Origin of the sequence: Bythopirellula goksoeyrii, assembly GCF_008065115.1 — a bacterium.
Taxonomy (GTDB): domain Bacteria; phylum Planctomycetota; class Planctomycetia; order Pirellulales; family Lacipirellulaceae; genus Bythopirellula; species Bythopirellula goksoeyrii.
On record NZ_CP042913.1, the window covers coordinates 2,602,279 to 2,619,626 of the forward strand.

Sequence of the window (17,348 nt, forward strand, 5' to 3'; positions counted from 1 at the left end):
ACTCAAAGAAACCTTAGCACACGCTTGAACAGCCGATTTGGCCTGAAAAACCAGTGGTTTTTTCATTCCTCAAGGTTCTATATTGTGTACTGAGTTAATATCCGAAGTCCGAAAGATACTGGTTTTTGCTAAATCAATCTCTGATTTTCTCGAACCAGACGGGCCAAGTTTAAGTCACCAATGCCATTTTGAAAACAGCGGAAATGACCAATTTTAGATTTTAGTGCCTGCCGGTGTCAGAATCTGATCCAGATCATCGATCCAGCATTCGATGAGGGTTGATTGATTGGCGTTACGGTCGAGTTGCACTTCGGCCTGCTGACAGCGGTCCAGCGCCGCAAGCACCCTAGCTACCTGGTCGGGATCGTTCGCCGCATCTGCCACGTTGGCTCGCATATGATCACCCAGCGCTTGAATTGCCGTGCCAAAGACTGCCCTTAACCTCTGGCGGCGAGACTCAGCCTCCGAACCTGCGTCGGTGACAAACTCAGTGATCATCGAGGCCAAACGTGACCCATCCAACGACTCAATCGAAAATTGTCGATGAAAACGCTCTTGAAACTCCTCTAGCCCCATTTCGGCCTGAGCAGTCGCCAACGTCAAGCTACCTCCACTCTCGACGGCCAGCCTTTGGGCATCTTGAGAATTCTCGACATGCCCTTGTTCCAGGAGCAGGCGACTCAAGTTATCGACCCCTAAGGGCTGAAAGCGAACAATTTGAGCACGTGAGAGAATCGTTGGTAGCTGCCGACTGCGGTTTGTACCTACCAGGATCAAGAGGGTCCCGGCAGGAGGCTCTTCGAGTGTCTTAAGTAGGCAATTGGCACTGTATTGATTGAAAAAGTCGGCGTCGTCAATAATCGCAGCCCGCCGCCGCCCAATCATCGGCCTCAAGGAAAGGTCGTGGCACAACCCTTCCTTGTGCCGATTTTCCTTTCGACCCACAAAAAGTTCTATCGGAAGTATGCGCTTACCCTCAGGAGCTTGAACCAAGTCAATATCAGGGTGGTTGCCGGCATCCGCCAGCCGACAACTCTCGCACTGACCACAAGCTGCGAGTTCGTTTTCAGCTGTTCCCGTGCAAAGGAGGGCTTTTGCCAGCTGGAGGCCAAAAGTGCGTTTGCCAATCCCCTCGGGACCCAGAAAGAGAAAACTCGAAGCCAAGCGCCCGCAGGCAAGGCTGCGGCGAAAACGATCAACAACGTCGTCGTGTCCGTAGATTCCTTGCCACATGGATCAACCTGCTCGGTTAGAATTTAGCCTCCTCCGATCCTACCAATAGGCTGAGCCCCGTGGCAAGCTGCGAATTTCTTCGCTTCAGGTACTCACCTTGGGAACTGCCTCCGACTAGAATAGTCTCAATCGACTGCCTATCGCAGTCCGACCTACTCTGGGATTACGATGTCCACGCCACTTTCACCGACACGATTATTCCAATGTGATGGCTGCCGGGCCACATTGCCTTACGATCCAGCTAAGGCAGGCAAAAAGGTGCGCTGTGGTGGCTGCGGCAGGATTTTGCTTATCCCCAATCTGGCCGATTTCGAATCTCCTCCGGAGAAGGCCACTCCCAATGTCCCTCGGCATATTGAATTCTGGTGCCGAGTTTGCGACACCCGACTGGTGGCCCGATCCATCGATGCAGGGAAACGGGCCAAGTGCCCCGACTGTGGAGCCAAGAACCAAGTCCCCCAGCCAGTCGTGCCGAAGGCTCGAGAGGAACCTCCGGCGATGCACGGCCAGCAGTACGGCGTCTGGGAAGTTAACAAAGCGCCCCTTTCGGAAGATTTGCGAGCCAAACAGCCACAGCTATTTCCCGTCTATTGCCGGGTTTGCGACACTCTGATGTACGCCCAGCCGAAGCACGCGGGCGCTTCACTCAAATGCCCTGATTGCGGCGGACTGACTGTTGTGAAAGCGCCACCCCCACCGGAAGTGAAGAAATCGGTGTTGGTCCCCGATGGCGAAGAGTACCAACTCATCCCAGAAGAAGTGGTTAGAGAACGGCCGATCCGCGACGATCTTGTAAGGATACAGGAGAAAGCGCGCCTCGACGCCGAGACTGCCGCTCGCAAACGGGAAGAAGAACGTCCCAAGATGCCCCAATGGCCAACCTTTCAGGGGGTCTCGCCGATGCTCGTAAGAGACCCGGTGCCAACCTGGTGGGTAGGTCTCTCCGCAGGTTCCATGGCAACACTAGGCCTCTTGCTTGCTTCGTTTACATCAGGTGTTGGAGTCACACAGATATTTGCATTGATGTGCCGAATCTTTGCCTGCATAGGACTATTGCTCGTTTCCGGTCCCCTCTCGGCAATCTGCTGTGCGATTGTCGCAGAGAGTTCCGATGGCCATAAAAAGCTACATGCTCAGCCCAGCTTTTTCTTCATCAACTGCTTCCCGGAGTTGTTCCACATCATTGTCCCCTTGGCGGTCAGCCTCACCCCCGCCATGGCAATGTTGGCGTTACTCCCCTGGCAAATCGGAGCCGTGGCAGCAGCCGGCTCCTTGCTAGTGGTGTACCCCGTGCTCCTGCTCTCCACATTCCAGGAAGGAACGCCCATGGGAGTGATATCACCAAGGATTTGGGGCAGCGTATTCAAACGCCCACTCCACTGGTTGCTCTTCTGGGGTGAATCGACGTTTCTTTGGGCCTTGGTGGGGGTCACGGTCGTGCTGATGCTGCGTCAGGCCCCCAATTGGCCGTTGGCTACAGTACCCATCGCCCTGGCCGGTGCTTTAGTCTACTTCCGAGTATTGGGCCGTTTTGCCTGGTGGCTGGCGGAGTCGCTGCCGGAGGAAGATTGAGCGTTGTGTTTGGGATCTGCCGGCAAAAGCGTCTGCCGGACAAGCGCGCGGTTGCGAGCAAGCCAGCCATCGAAGCTCGATCTTGCGCACCGTGGCGTGAGTTTTGTCATGGCCACTTTTAGGTACTGATCCCCTAAAACCACACAGCAATCGAACCCGTTGACCACCCATTCCATCCATTTATTATCGTGGCATGGGAGACCTCAAGCAACTCATCAAAGCGGCTAGATCACGCCGCAACGCCACCATTCAGCAAGCCCGCGAACACTACGCCCAAACGGTTCGCGCTCTCCAGAAAGCAGCTCGCAAGACTTCAACACGACGCAAGCGACACTATCGGCCAAACCCAGACCAGGGCGGCGACTTCTCAAAGCTGAATACCCGCGAAGCTGCTGAGTCGGTGCTGCGGGAACTAGGGCCGCTAACTCTGGTGGAGATTACCGTCGAAGTGATGCGACGGGGGTGCCGGTCTGGCGAGAATCCACGGGTCGTAGCAAATGCTATATTCTGCGCTCTTCGGTATCACGAGGAGCGGGGGCGGTTTTCTAGGGATGGGGAGGGGCGGTGGTCGATCCAATAGACCGCTGGCGGTTCGCGGGGAGAAGGGCGATAGGGGGAGGATAGCCAGTTAGGCCGCAATAGTGTAGCGATTACGACACACCACTTGCGATTTCCCCTGTATTTACGGAATTATCACTATTGACGGGTTTGGCACTTTTTTAGTATTCTCTACTCCGTAGAGAATACTAAAAAAGTATTTTTCGACTTTTCTGGTTGTCATGATGACTACAAATCTTGTCAGAATTCCCTTGACTTTGGCTCCGGCCTAACCGATACTTAATTGCGTTCTCTGCCTAGTGCAGTAGAATCTACAAAGGCTTTTACCGCTGAGCCAGCCTGGCAAATCAGCGGTTTTTTTATGCCCATTTCGGGCCTTTTTTGACAAGATTTATGGCATATTGCTCTGCTGGATATGCCGTGATGAAATTGGCTTTGGTGTCAGAAATCATTGCAATTACGACTATGTAGTTTCCCTCTAAGGCCACTCTCCGATCTGGGTCGTGGCACCTTTTCTTCTTGTTCCATCCCTGGTACTTGGGGGCATCTCGATTTTGAAGTACAAAACGTATCCAGTCCAAGCGAATTGCTCGGGGGATGGAAAATGTGTCTTTATCCGAATTTCTAAGGGAGCTTTGAAAACAGCAGTGGTCAAAATCCTTTTTCCTGAACCGGACTGCAATTCCGTCATAGGTCATGATCGGAGCCTTGCAATAGTTATTTTCAAAGTGAGTGCGATAACAAGTTTCATCAGTCAGATTCAAGAAGCATGGCACTGCCATATCACCATCCCCCCTGAAGGTTTATTACAAAGACATTGAACTTTTCCTCACTGGCTGGCGTGTGGGATATTTGGTTGCCGAGACGTGATTCAAAGTAGTCAATTAGTTCCGATTTTGCACCTGCCTGCTTTGCAGAGCGGTTCACTTTCGATGAGACAAGACCGGTTAAAATATCTGATAGCTGTATAAGCACAGATTCGATAGACCTTACCGGCTGAACGCGAGCAATGTCAGAAAACAAGTTGGAGTGATCTAAACATTTTTGTAGATCCGATAGCCTAGTTCTCGATCTATTGCTCTTGAAATCACAAAACACAGAGTAAGTATTAAAATCATATATCCAGTGATGAAGGAGCTGGTAGTAGAACTTATAGAAGGCCAGCTCGCAGTCGCTGTCGTGGAACTTCACGCGATCTACTTTTTCTCGATCTATTACAATAGACCTGAAACGAACAGCGGTGTCTTTTGAAAAAAACCAATCGATAATGTCCCGGTAAAATGCCATCTTTGGGTGAGAAACTTTCTGCCACTTTGCTTCACCACCAATATCGTGTGTTTGCTTTATTTCTTTCAATTCTTGCTTGAACGCCTCTCGTGCAGCACTAGGAATCCATAGGCTACCCAGCACCATATATTGATATTTCGTACTCTGGGATGCGAACAGATCTGGCCTGCTCTCATCACAATACACTTCGATTTTCATGAGGTGAACCTATTACCCTTAGTTGAGTCTGCATTGTGCCGCTATTTCCATCTTGCGATAACTGGAGAGCGGCCCGCGCCTTGGTGGCGCAGCAGACTTATATCCTGCCGGAGGGGTCCGTAAATCACGGATGGGATCGTAACCCCCTTTCTCCGCTTACTTGCGGCTGCGCCGCTTGGCAGCCCTCAGAAGCACATCCCTGGCCCACGTAGAAGCCTTTCCGTCAGCAGCAGCCTCAATCTCGGCTCTTTCTGCTTCGGTTAGCCTGATGGGCAACAGGACCGTTCTGCGCTCTTCTGGGGGTTTCTGTGGCGCTCCACGTTTTGCTTTCATTTCTGGATTATCGTATTACAAAAAACTTTCGTCAACCCTATTGCATGGTAGATTAATTGTATTACAATAAATACAGGCAAAGAAAAACCCGGTAAAGCCTTGCAGGGCCTCACCGGGCAACTAAACCAGCTTTCGCTAGAGTAGCCTGAACACCTTCATTCTAGCAGGAAGCCCAACCGGGAGCTACTAGAATGATCGCAGCCTGCAATCACAGCGAACGAACCAAACACGGAAAAGACCGCCTTGGAAATCAGCGTTACAAGTGCAAGAGCTGCCGAACCACGTTCGTCAGCGACGAAACCCGCCCTTTGGGAGATATGCGAATCGACCTGGACAAGGCGGTAGTTGCCCTGAACCTGTTGCTAGAGGGAATGTCAGTTCGGGCCACTTCCCGCATGACCGGCATGAAGATCGGCACAATCTGCGACTTGATTCTCCACGTTGGCGAGAACTGCCAGCGTTACCTGGACACTAAGATTCAGGGCGTCAAAGTCGAAGATGTCGAAGTCGATGAAATCTGGTCGTTTGTCGGTTGCAAGAATCGCACCGCAGCCGACAAGGGCTACAACGAGGACAGCGGCGACTCTTGGACCGCAGTTGCTATCGAGAGAAACACTAAGCTGGTCATCGCTCACCAAGTCGGCGAACGTGACAATACGACAATCTGCATCCTATTGCAAAAGTTGGCCGACAACACGGTAGGCCGGTTTCAGTTGTCGAGCGACGGTCTGGCAAGCTACAAGTTGAATGTTCCTTACATGCTCCGGGACCGCGTTGATTTTGGTATCATCATCAAGCAGTACCAATCGACTCAGAAGTCAGGGCGATACTCTCCAGCGGCTATAATAGGCATCAAGAAACGATCTGAATTTGGAAGACCTGACCGTGACCGAATCGGTACTTCAATCGTAGAGCGATTCAACCTCACCATGCGTATGCAGAACCGCCGATTCACTCGCCTAACCAACGCCCATAGCAAGAGTCGTAAACACCACGCTGCCATGCAAGCCATCTTCGTTATGTGGTATAACTACGCTAGAAAGCACGAAACCATCAAGCAGACCCCTGCTATGGCCAGCGGATTGGCAGAAAAAAAGTGGAGCGTCAAAGACCTTGTTTTACAGGTTGCGAATTAGTGTGTGGGTCTAGGGGATCAGTACCCACTTTTATGAGAGCTGAAAAACAAAATACAAAACTCGGTGGCGAAATGAAGTTTTCTAGGGGTTTCAGAAAGATTTCCAAATAGTTTTTAAAACAAAACCTCGACTCCCCGTGACAAAACTCCAACCGCTTCGAGCCCCTCGCCGCCTCCGGCCAACCACCCTCCCGCTTGCGGGAGGGTCGCGAGCTATCGAGCGCGCGAGGGCCTGTGCTGTCTCGCGCCAGGAAGCTGCTGATGCCAGTTAGAAAATAAATCAATTGCCAAGGAACGTCTGCTCTGGTGAGCAACGACCATTCTCCCTACTAGAGTGGCCAATTTCTACAAGAAATTTTGTGCCACTTTGGAAAAGTCGAGGGCTGAGAGTCAAGAGACGAGAGCCGGAATTGTAGAAGCGCCGGACGAAGCTTCTCTGGGAGTGGAACCGCACGATCTTTGTCGCCCTTCGCTTCGCGTAGGAGGAACTGACCTCGGTCAATGTCGATGTCTTTCGCTCGTAGTCGACAACACTCCATCAATCGCATTCCGAACCCGTACATAATTCCTGCCATCACGCGATGTACGCCATGCCCACGTAGGCTTGTTCGGTCCGTTACGAGTAGTGTTTGGCGCGCAGAACCTCGCGGACTTGATCCAAGAGTTTGCGTGGTGGGCACGATCCGTTTGTTGCACCGTGCTGTACGGGCGGGTAAACTTGGGGCATCGCAGAAGTCTCCTTGGTTTCCGCCTGGGAAAGTGAACATATGCATACACTCTACGATCAGGCTATTAAGGGACTTTTTTACACTTTGTGTGGATAAGCAGTCCCTGCAGCGTCTTATCCCACATTTTTTGTGTCGAATAACAAGTTATGCAGTAAAGATGCCGCTTCCATGTCCATCATGTGGATTCCTCACCGTCGATGAGGACTGCTACGGCACTTACAACATCTGCCCAATCTGCGGTTGGGAAGACGACGCCGTTCAACTTGCCAACCCAGCCTGTGGTGGTGGCGCCAACGGGGACTCGTTAATCGACGCTCAACTCGCAGCATTGGCCGAACACCCGCTCAACATCACCGTCGCAGACGAAATTGTACGCGACAAGCAATGGCGTCCTCTCAACGCCAGCGAACTCGAAAAGGCAAACACAGAAAAGCAAACCAAATACTGGATGAACAAGGCAATCTACGATCCGGCAACCGCCTACTGGAATAACTCCAAACCGATTTACTTGGTCGATGGCGACGATTTTACGACGCTCGAAGGGTTCTACGATGTCGTCAGCCGCGTCCTGATCCCGAATGTTGAATGGGGCAAGAACCTCGACGCCTTCAATGACATTCTCCGTGGCGGGTTCGGCACACCTGATGGCGGGTTCGTCATTCGCTGGCTGAACTCCCGCAAATCACAAGAATGCCTTGGCTATCCGGAAACGGTACGGCAACTCAACTTTCGTTTGAATCGCTGCCATCCTTCCAATGTCCCGCATGTCCACGAGCAGCTTGTTGCCGCAGAATCTGGCAATGGCCCAACCGTGTATGATTGGTTGCTGGAAATCATCCGTGTACACTGTGCCGACGGCGAAGAATCCGAAGATGGCGTTGAACTGTTACTCGAATAAACTGCATAGCAATGGCATGAACGCGGAGCCGCCGACATCGCGTTTTCAAGTGGAGCATGAACTGCGGCGGCCCGGTTATGCCTGACGTTTTGCCTGAGGACAAGTGTGGACCAAATCAATTGGGACGATCGTTATTCTGACGACGACTTCATCTACGGTACGGAGCCAAACACGTTTCTCGTCGAGAATTCGTCAATACTTTTGGGGCCGGTACTGTCACTAGCCGAAGGCGAAGGAAGGAATGCGGTATATTTGGCCACGCGCGGCATACAAGTTATTGGCGTAGACGCATCTTCGGTGGGGCTCGCAAAAGCACGTAGATTTGCACTCACCAAGGGGGTTGAAATCCAAACTCAAGTTGCGGACCTGGCGACATTTCAACCGGAACCAATCAGCTACATGTCTGTGATCTCCATCTCAGCACATCTTCCGAGTGCCGTACGGAATAGACTCTACCCATTAATCGAACGATGCCTTATGCCAAATGGGATTTTCCTGCTCGAAGCGTACTCAGAAGCCCAACTCAATCGAAACACTGGTGGCCCCAAAGACCTCGACATGCTGATGACAGTGTCGAAGATTGAGCACGAGTTGCCGAATCTACAGCCCATCCTCTTGCATGAAATTGAACGTGAAGTCTACGAAGGAAAGCACCACACAGGCATAGCATCTGTCGTCCAGTTCATCGGCAGAAAGCAGGCATAACATTTCGTTGTACCGGAGCCGCGGGACGCGCGGATCCTGAAATCGTGTCATTTGCCGCGGCCCGGTGAACGGGATCGTTAGCTGCCCGGAGCATGTCTCCTAATATCGCGCTCGACGCTGCTGATGCCCGCCCACACCGCTGCAAGTATGGGCGGTGTGAGAAGGAACCTGACCAAGTATTTTCGCCCTTTTCTGACGAAAGCAAACCCAGGGTGGCGGCCGAGTTCGTGGAACTCACTTGGACTGATCCTGGGCTGTGCAGTCCAACATCTTAGGCGTATAGAAAGATATTCGCGAAATAGTTGGGCTGGTTGGTGGTTCGCCACGGCGAATCCGCGATTGGTAGTATGAGAAGAAGACGCACATCGCTCCGCTGGCGCGGCTAAGAGTCCAGTAGTTGACACCACCGCTGAAATCACTTTACTCAAACTGAATAGGAGAACCACGGATTGCACGAATTTCACGGATAAGTTGAGACGAAACCGTACATTTATTCATCGGGTAGGTTTGAGCAGATGGTGGGTGTGATTTTGAACAATCGAATGAGTTTCGTCCCGTTTTCGTGGGACTTGCTCTATCCGAGAAATCCGTGCTACTAACAATTAAAGTTTTCGCAGCTTGCAAACAAATATTTTGAAAACGCAGAGTACGCGGAGGCGCAGAGGAAGAAAACAATGGGAATTCTCTGCGAATCTCTGCGTCTTGGCGTCCTCTGCGTTTCAACGGTTTGTTTTGAACAAAAGAACACAGCGGAAACGGAGGGCGAGAAAATCGCACTCCACTCAACAATGTCCCTTCTTCTCTGTTTTCTTGGTTTCCTCCTGTTCCAATTATTGGTTGTGGCTAGTGGCCGCGCTGGGCTATCCGTGGTTACTGTAGTCTTGCTTTTCAGTTTGAGCACTTTTTCATAGCGAGCGAGGTTTCGGTCTCGTCAGCGGTTCTCCGTTACACTTCGTTTTCTTGCTCGACCGAAGAATATTAACACTTTTACACCCTGGGCGACGGCCTTACTCGCTGAGGCTCGCAAGGCCTTGCCCAGGGCTGTCATAGCGCCGTCCCGGTGGGACTTTCGGTCACCGGACGATAGCAGTTGCTTTGCACGATGCACACTTGCTGAATGTCGCCTTTCGCGGAGCGAAAGACGACATAAAGTGATCGGCCCTCAGTTAAAATACCGCACCGCATTGCGGAAAAGCGCTAGCCCAGCCCCCTCGCCGCGAACTTCGCGACGGGTCCAGCTGGGGTGCTGCGTGAAGTCGACAAAGCGCTCCGGGTGGGGCATTAGGCCGAAGACGCGACCCGTTGTGTCACACATGCCGGCGACGTCGTGCATGGCTCCGTTGGGATTGAACGGCGGGATCGATCCCTCCACGTCGGCATAGCGAAGTACTAGCTGACCAGCCTGGTCTAATCGTTCAAGGGCTGCAGCATCGCGGGTGACGAATTTGCCTTCGGCGTGGGCGATGGGAAGGTACAACTCGTTCATGCCTGAGAGAAACACGCATTTGTCACCTGCCGCTTTTAGACCCACCCAACGATCCATGAAGCAGCCAGAGTCGTTCCAGGTGAGCGATGCCGCCGGGCCGGTTTCGTCGTCGGTATCTAACAGGCCTGATTTGATGAGGACCTGAAATCCATTGCAAATACCTAGCAACAGCTTCCCCGCAGTGCGGAACTCTTGGAGAACCTCGCTTAGATGGTGGCGGATCTCGTTGGCAAAGATCCGGCCGGCGGCAATGTCGTCGCCGTAGCTAAACCCGCCAGGGATGCACAGCACTTGATACTCGGCGACCAATTGGGGTGCTTCGAGCAGCCGATTCAGGTGCAGTACGTCGGGCTGTCCCCCCGCCAGTTGGAAGGCATGCGCGGTCTCGACGTCGCAATTCGTGCCGGGCGCCCGCAGGATGAGAATTCGAGGTTGAGCCATGGCGTCTAGGTTTGTTTTCTTGCTTTTCTAGCCCTCGCCGGAAGGCGGGGGTTGTTGTTCGGTGAAACCCTCGCCTTCCGGCGAGGGCTACTATTATCTAAGGTGCCTACCAAGCGAGTGGTTTTTTCCAAGCTGCTTTCAAATCAGCCAGGCTGGCTGATATCACAGGCGCGGAATCCGTTCTTTCAGTAATACGCAGTTCAGTGTCTGGCATCGTCCGACCCACGCAGGCGTGTGGCACCCCACTTAATTGCTGCTCGAAGACTTCGGCATCTTCACTGCGCACTTCACATAGAAATCGGGTGTTCGATTCGCTGAACAAGCGGGTTGCCGATGGCATCTTGATCTCTTTCACGGGAAGCTTCGCGATTTCAATCTCCGCACCAATCCCCCCGGCAAAGCACATCTCTGCTGCGGCGACTGCAAGGCCACCCTCGCTCAAGTCGTGGCAAGAGGCCACAAGTCCCTGTGATATCGCTTGATGCATCGCTGCAAAAGTCCGCTTGGCAATGGCCGTGTCCACCGTGGGAACATCGCCTCCCTCAAGATCGTGAATCAAGGCAAAATGCGAACCGCCAAGTTCGTCCTTCGTTTCGCCTACCAGGTATAGAAAACTATCGCAGTGCTTGAGGTCCATCGTCACGGCCGTTGCGACATCGGCGATTTGCCCCAGGGCACTAATGAGCAGCGTCGCTGGAATCGCGATGGTTTGTTTTTTGCCGTCGTCTCCCACGAAACTGAATTCGTTATTGAGACTATCTTTGCCACTAATGAAGGGGGCTTCCAGGGCCAGCGAAAGGTCGTGACAAGCCTGTGCCGCTCGGACCAGCGAACCGAGGGTTTCGCTCTTCTCACAATCTCCCCAACAGAAATTGTCGAGCAATGCAATGCGTACCGGATCGGCACCAACCGCGACGCAATTGCGAATCGCTTCATCAATCGCGCTGGCGGCCATGTGATAAGAATCCAGGTCGCCGTAGCGTGGATTAATGCCACACGAGATCACCAGGCCCCGCCGGGAAGTTAGCACAGGCCGGACTATAGCGGCATCGCTGGGACCGTCTTGCTCAACCCCCACCAGAGGTTTTACGACGCTCCCCCCTTGTACTTCGTGGTCATATTGCCGAATGATCCACTCCTTGCTTGCCACATTGTAGGAGCCGAGGATCTGGAGAAGGTCGGCAGTCAGATCGCCACTCGCTGTGGGGATCTTTAGCGGTTTCGTTGGAGTAGAAGAATAGCTAGCGGAGCGAATCACGGGAGGCCGGCCATTGTGCAATAAGTCCATCGCTAAGTCGCCGACCACATTGTCGCCATATTTCAGCACCAGCCGACCGGTGGGGGCAAATTTTCCTATGACCGTGGCCTCGACTCCCTCGGCGGCACAAAGAGAGTGAAGTTCGTCCCAATTGGCCGGTGGCACACTAAGCACCATCCGCTCCTGGGCCTCGGAAATCCAAATCTCTGTGTAGGTCAGGCCGGCATATTTCACTGGAGCCCGATCAAGCCACACTTCGGCCCCGATCTCCTCACCCATTTCGCCAACCGCACTGCTAAACCCGCCGGCACCACAGTCCGTAATTGCAGTAAAAAGGTCCCGGTCGCGAATATCCAACAATACGTCAAGCACTTTCTTCTCTTCGACGGCGTTGCCAATCTGCACCGCTCCGCCGGAAAGCGATTCGCTCTCGTGCGTTAGCTCGGCACTAGAAAAGGTCGCGCCATGGATTCCATCACGTCCCGTGCGCCCACCGACGCTGACAATCAAGTCATCTGGCTGGGGTTCCTTGAACGATTTGTCGACGGGAATGATGCCCACGTTGCCGCAGTAGACCAGCGGATTGCCCAAGTAACGCTCGTCAAAACAGACAGCCCCATTTACCGTGGGAATCCCCATGCGGTTGCCGTAATCGCGGACCCCGCTCACTACGCCTCGCATCACCCGTTTGGGATTCAGCACTCCGCTGGGCAACTCGTCCGCGGGTGTATCCGGCGGAGCAAAGCAAAAAACATCCGTATTGCAAACCGGTTTGGCCCCCATCCCGGTGCCAATCGTATCGCGAATCACCCCGCCAATGCCCGTGTTCGCACCGCCGTAAGGCTCCAAGGCGGAGGGGTGATTGTGGGTCTCTACTTTGAAGGCTACGTTAAAATCGCCGTCAAACTTCACGATGCCCGCATTGTCCTTGAATACGCTCACGCACCAGTCATCCTTACCCCACAGCGAACGCAATTCGGTCGTGGCAGCAAAGATGGTCTCTTTGAGCATATTCTCGAATTGCCGTACGCCTGAATCGTCGCTAGCGGCAATGCGGCCGGCCAGCGTCTTGTGACTACAGTGCTCGCTCCAGGTTTGCGCAAGGGTTTCCAGCTCGATGTCGGTCGGTTCCCGGCCCAACTCAGCAAAATACTGTTGAATCGTTTGCATTTCAGCCAATTGCAAATAGAGCTGTCCTTCGCGACTCAATTGCATCAGCCCCACATCATCGAGCCCACTCAAGGTGACCGTGCGAAGCTCGAACTCGTAGTCGCTACCGTGTTGAAGCTGATTGAACGGCAATGGCCCTTCGACGGTTTGCTCGATCGCGTCGTTAGCCAGAATTCTCTCGGATATCGAGGCAAGCTGATCCTGGCTGGCCCCACTGATCCAGTATTTTCGCAACGTGCGAACTGCTGAAACGCTGTAGCCAAAATCTCGGATGGCCCCCTCTGCACTCTGGGCGACCGGATCCATGACGCCCGGCTTGAGCAACACTTGCAGGAGCGAGGGACTTTCGCCATTCCCCTGCCCGGTCGGTGCTGTGGCCAAACGGGAATCTCCAACCTTAGCGACAACCGAGCTTTCCACGGTATTGTCGGCAAAGAGTTCTTCCGCAAGGCGATTGGCCTGAGATTCGTCGAGCGATTCACTCTCGACCAGAAACCCGCGGGCAGCACGAACCGACAAGCTCGGGTTGATGCCAGATTCAGCCGCCAGTAATGCGATTCGCTCAGCTTCCTGGTCTGGCTGGTCAGAAAGCGGGTGAATATCAATTTCCCAAAGCATCTCGAACCTGTTTTGCTCTTTCCAAAGTTTCTTGAAGTGGTCGCCACTCAGAGTTTGCCAGTTCAGTGCGTAGTTTGGCAAGCTGCTCAATCAAGCGATCAAGCTCTTCCAGCACTGCCGGGGCGTTTTGGGCGAATATCTGGGTCCACAATTCGGGGTCCCCCGCCGCGATACGTGTCGTGTCAGCCCATCCGGTTGCCGCCAGTGGCAAATATTCTGCAGGGGTATTGGCTGCCAAGGCCGACGCAACCAAATGTGGCAAGTGGCTGGTCGCTCCCACCGCACGATCGTGCTGCTCGGGATCCATTTCCAGAACATGGGCGCCCAACGACTTCCAAAACTCTCTTGCCAGCCGAGTCAGCTCAGCCGGCGTTGCATCGGTAGGTGTAACGACCACAGTGCGGTCGGCGAATAAATCAGCCCGTGCGTTCTCCGGCCCCGTGCGATGATCGCCCGCTAGCGGATGGCTTCCGACAAATTGCGCCTTCGAACTTGAGAGTTTCTCCTCGATCTGTCGGCAAATCAGGGTTTTGGTGCTACCGACGTCGGTTATCAGTTCTGCCTTGGTAGCAGCAACTATTTGACAGACGTGTTCCACCACAGACGCCACCGGGGTGGCTACAATCACAATCTGGGCATCCGCCACCGACGCGGCAAGGTCGGTCGATCCTTTGTCGATCGCTCCCACAGCCAATGCTTTGTCGAGTGATTCCTGGCGACGTCCGCAGCCGACGACCCTTGTAGCCAACTTTCGCTCCCGCAGTGCCAAGCCAATCGATCCTCCGATTAGACCAACCCCGACAATAGTTACATTCGTGGCTACTGACATGCGAAGGTGGGCTAACTGGATTATTTGGCTCGGTTGGGGTGAGACTTCACTAGGTCCCACGCCTGGCAACGTGGCAGAAAGATATCGAAGTGGGCATTCTAGCAAAGTACGTCCACTTTGCAGGGGGGATAGTCAGCAATTCTTAGTGCGACAGTTCGTCACTTTAGAAATCAGGCGGGAAAATCAGTGGTCTCCATGTTGCACTTCACGGAATGCCCAATTTCCAATGACCAGCGAGCTTCGATTGCTCCTCTGAACTGGTCATTGGGATTTGCTCATTGGCCATTTTGAGTCCTTGGGCGTTAGACTCGGCACAATATGACCAATTTTCGCGTTCGGAAGGGGCGTATGCAAAAGGACCAAAAAAAGAGAAAAATTCTGACTTTCGCTAGAGGATATCTCTCACGAGTCCCCCCTATCGCGGTAAAATACCCTACGGTTAAGAACACAGTTAGGACTGCTTGCTAGCAGGGAAAGTTTGTCGGAAAATGCTAAGTGCGAAGGGATTTGTGCAATCAGGCCGTTCACTTTTATTGGGGACATTTGCCATGTTGCGCGTTGGGTTTCTGAATCTGTTGGTGTTGGGGAGTTTCGCTCTCGGCCAGGCCTCTGCTCAAGAGTGGGCCGAAAAGATGTTCAACACACTTGAACACGATTTTGGCACAGTCGCCCGGGGTGCCGAGACCGTTTACAAGTTCGAGATCACCAATCTCTACAAGCAACCCATGAAGATCTTGGGAGTTCGCTCGAGTTGTGGCTGCACGTCTCCTTCGATCGAGAACAAGGTCATCAACACCTACGAAAAGTCCTATCTCGTTGCGAAGTTCAACACGCACACTTTCGTAGGTCGACATGGTGCAACTCTAACCGTCTCTTTCGGCGCACCCTACTCGGCTGAAGTTCAGGTGCGTGTCCATGGCAATATCCGTGGCGACGTTGTCTTCTCTCCTGGTGCGGTCGAATTTGGCAAGGTCGATGAGGGAGATACCAAGGAGCAGCGGCTTACGGTTAGCTACGCCGGCCGCGACGACTGGAAAATCACCGACATCACGAACGACAACGACAATTTCGAAGTGGAAATGGATGGAGGGACCCGCACTGCTGGAAAGGTCACCTACAATCTCGTGGTGCGAATGAAGGACAATGTTTCCTCAGGATTCGTGAAGGATCAACTGACTGTCGTAACCAACGACTCGCGGGCAGAAAGTCAACGCATTCCGTTGTTTGTCAGCGGACACGTGGTCCCCGAGATTTCCGTAACTCCTGAAACATTGGTTCTGGGGTCCGTCAATGCTGGCGAGCCCGTCACGAAGAAAGTCGTCGTGCGTGGCAAGAAGCCCTTTAAGATCCTCGACGTCAATTGCGGCGACAACTGTTTCTCGTTCAACACCGACGAGGACTCCAAGGAACTTCACTTGGTAGAAATCACCTATCTTCCTGGCGATCAACCGGGCCCAGTCAAGGTGCCAGTGACGATCACCACCGATCGTCCTAATCGCAACCCGACACTCACGGTTTCTGCCGACGTCGTCGCGAAACCTGCTGCCGCCGAATCGCAAGCCGAGAACGACAATCAGTCGAAAATATCAACAGGAGCATTGACTGTGGCCGATTCAGCCAGCAAATAGCAGACTCGCGAGAATACAGGAAATGCTACTAGTGCACAGACTCTGACGGAACTTTCTTAGCATCCAAGAGATCCTCTGCTTTTCCACTTTCCTCAGGCTCTGCGAATTCTTCTGCAGGGGGATGATCTCCCCGCAGCCGCGTATAAACGTGGGTAAATTCTGCTCCGTACAAACAGATTAGTGCAGAGTAGTAAACCCATACCAGGAACACGACAAACGACCCCGCGGCTCCATACGCACTGGCGAACGTTGCGTGCCCTAAGTAGATCGCAATGATGAACTTCCCAAAGCTAAAAAGGAGCGAAGTGACCACTGCTCCCAGAATCACATTGCGCCAGGGAAGCCTCACATCTGGCAGGAACTTGTAGATCATCGCAAAAAGCATTGCAACCAGAAGAATCCAGGTTGCGAAGTTCAAACTGCTCCACAGCCAAGCTCCCGAGGGAATCCATTCATCTAACCGCCTTTGAAAAATCTGCAGGATCGTACTGAGCACAAGTGAGATCACCAGTAAGAGCCCGACCATCATTGCAATTCCAAACGAACGGACTCGAGCCATGAGAAATTGCTTCACTATGCTGGCCTGCAACTTAGGCTTCACTCCCCAGATTTCGTTTAGTCCCGATTGGAGTTCCAGAAACACCATCGTGGACCCAATAAGGATTGTGAACAAACTAACGAGAAGACCGAACGGAGTTCGAGCAGAGGCACTCGCTTGCTCAAGCACCACTTCGATGGCCTTCGCTCCTTCCGCACCTATTAGAATACCCAACTCATTGGCTAAGTCTCGCCGAACGGTAAAGTCAATTTCGTCCAAGAGCAAGCTACCGATCCACTCGGTAACGATGAGAACTGGCGCAAGCGAAAAAATCGTATAAAAAGCAATCGCTGCAGCCATGCGAAAGGTATTGTCTTCCCACCAATCCCAAGAAGTCTCTTTCAAGAGGGTCCAACCGAAGCGAAGTCTATTGTTCCAATCTCTTGAAAAATGCGATTTCTTTCTATGAACAAACATGCTTCAGGGAGAAATTGGTTGTTTAAGGCGTTAACTGCGTCATCTTGCACCAACTTGGTCGCTTGGAAACCAGTTGATGCTGCTCGGTTTCGAGAAAAAATGCAGATCAAGTCACTTAACAATACACACCCTTAAGGCTCCTCACAGAACATGGTAGGCTCTGCAGAGTATCGAATACCTAGTCCATGCCGTTAAAGGAATAACGAACGAAGTGCCCGCTCAGTGTCTGGGTGCCTCGCACAAGAAGTTAACCCAG

Annotated in this window: 13 protein-coding genes; 6 read left to right on the top strand and 7 right to left on the bottom strand. The window is 52.9% G+C overall.

Annotated elements, in window-relative coordinates; all coding sequences use genetic code 11:
* Nucleotides 1-213 precede the first annotated feature (213 nt).
* Nucleotides 214-1,233, bottom strand: a complete 1,020-nt coding sequence (locus Pr1d_RS10300) for a DNA polymerase III subunit (protein ID WP_148073446.1) — start codon at nt 1,231-1,233, stop codon at nt 214-216.
* A 168-nt stretch (nt 1,234-1,401) separates the two neighbouring features.
* Here Pr1d_RS10300 and Pr1d_RS10305 point away from each other — a divergent pair, with 168 nt between their 5' ends.
* Nucleotides 1,402-2,805, top strand: a complete 1,404-nt coding sequence (locus Pr1d_RS10305) for a hypothetical protein (RefSeq protein WP_148073447.1) — start codon at nt 1,402-1,404, stop codon at nt 2,803-2,805.
* 193 nt (nt 2,806-2,998) lie between these two features.
* A complete protein-coding gene (locus Pr1d_RS10310) occupies nt 2,999-3,385 on the top strand; it encodes an HTH domain-containing protein (RefSeq protein ID WP_148073448.1) in 387 nt (128 codons plus the stop codon).
* 761 nt (nt 3,386-4,146) lie between these two features.
* On the opposite strand, the gene Pr1d_RS10315 is transcribed toward Pr1d_RS10310, so the two are convergent.
* Nucleotides 4,147-4,848, bottom strand: a complete 702-nt coding sequence (locus tag Pr1d_RS10315; RefSeq protein WP_148073449.1) for a DUF3800 domain-containing protein — start codon at nt 4,846-4,848, stop codon at nt 4,147-4,149.
* Between the two features lie 524 nt (nt 4,849-5,372).
* Here Pr1d_RS10315 and Pr1d_RS10320 point away from each other — a divergent pair.
* The gene (locus tag Pr1d_RS10320) at nt 5,373-6,317 is read left to right on the top strand and encodes an IS1 family transposase (RefSeq protein WP_148073450.1); all 945 of its coding nucleotides are present in this window, start codon (nt 5,373-5,375) and stop codon (nt 6,315-6,317) included.
* A 328-nt stretch (nt 6,318-6,645) separates the two neighbouring features.
* Here the strand turns inward: Pr1d_RS10320 and Pr1d_RS26660 are convergent, their stop codons facing one another.
* The gene (locus Pr1d_RS26660) at nt 6,646-7,089 is read right to left on the bottom strand and encodes a tyrosine-type recombinase/integrase (RefSeq protein WP_148073451.1); all 444 of its coding nucleotides are present in this window, start codon (nt 7,087-7,089) and stop codon (nt 6,646-6,648) included.
* 112 nt (nt 7,090-7,201) lie between these two features.
* Between Pr1d_RS26660 and Pr1d_RS26030 the strand changes: the two genes are divergently transcribed.
* Both Pr1d_RS26030 and Pr1d_RS10340 read left to right on the top strand, forming a co-directional pair.
* Nucleotides 7,202-7,942, top strand: a complete 741-nt coding sequence (locus tag Pr1d_RS26030; RefSeq protein WP_210417952.1) for a CPCC family cysteine-rich protein — start codon at nt 7,202-7,204, stop codon at nt 7,940-7,942.
* Nucleotides 7,943-8,047: 105 nt separating this feature from the next.
* Nucleotides 8,048-8,647, top strand: coding sequence for a class I SAM-dependent methyltransferase (locus Pr1d_RS10340; RefSeq protein ID WP_148073452.1), 600 nt, complete (start codon nt 8,048-8,050; stop codon nt 8,645-8,647).
* Nucleotides 8,648-9,809: 1,162 nt separating this feature from the next.
* Here Pr1d_RS10340 and purQ read toward each other — a convergent pair.
* From purQ to Pr1d_RS10355, 3 genes are all read right to left on the bottom strand, one after another.
* Nucleotides 9,810-10,574, bottom strand: coding sequence for a phosphoribosylformylglycinamidine synthase I (gene purQ, locus Pr1d_RS10345; RefSeq protein ID WP_148073453.1), 765 nt, complete (start codon nt 10,572-10,574; stop codon nt 9,810-9,812).
* Between the two features lie 106 nt (nt 10,575-10,680).
* A complete protein-coding gene (gene purL, locus Pr1d_RS10350; RefSeq protein WP_148073454.1) occupies nt 10,681-13,620 on the bottom strand; it encodes a phosphoribosylformylglycinamidine synthase subunit PurL in 2,940 nt (979 codons plus the stop codon).
* On the bottom strand, nt 13,604-14,449 hold the full coding sequence (locus tag Pr1d_RS10355) for a prephenate dehydrogenase (protein ID WP_148073455.1): 846 nt from the start codon (nt 14,447-14,449) through the stop codon (nt 13,604-13,606). The genes purL and Pr1d_RS10355 overlap by 17 nt, the downstream gene beginning before the upstream one ends.
* 548 nt (nt 14,450-14,997) lie before the next feature.
* Here Pr1d_RS10355 and Pr1d_RS10360 point away from each other — a divergent pair.
* On the top strand, nt 14,998-16,077 hold the full coding sequence (locus Pr1d_RS10360; protein ID WP_168205164.1) for a DUF1573 domain-containing protein: 1,080 nt from the start codon (nt 14,998-15,000) through the stop codon (nt 16,075-16,077).
* A gap of 28 nt (nt 16,078-16,105) precedes the next feature.
* Here the strand turns inward: Pr1d_RS10360 and Pr1d_RS10365 are convergent, their stop codons facing one another.
* Nucleotides 16,106-17,020 (bottom strand): YihY/virulence factor BrkB family protein, encoded by a 915-nt coding sequence (locus Pr1d_RS10365; RefSeq protein WP_168205165.1) that lies wholly within the window; start codon nt 17,018-17,020, stop codon nt 16,106-16,108.
* Nucleotides 17,021-17,348 lie beyond the last annotated feature (328 nt).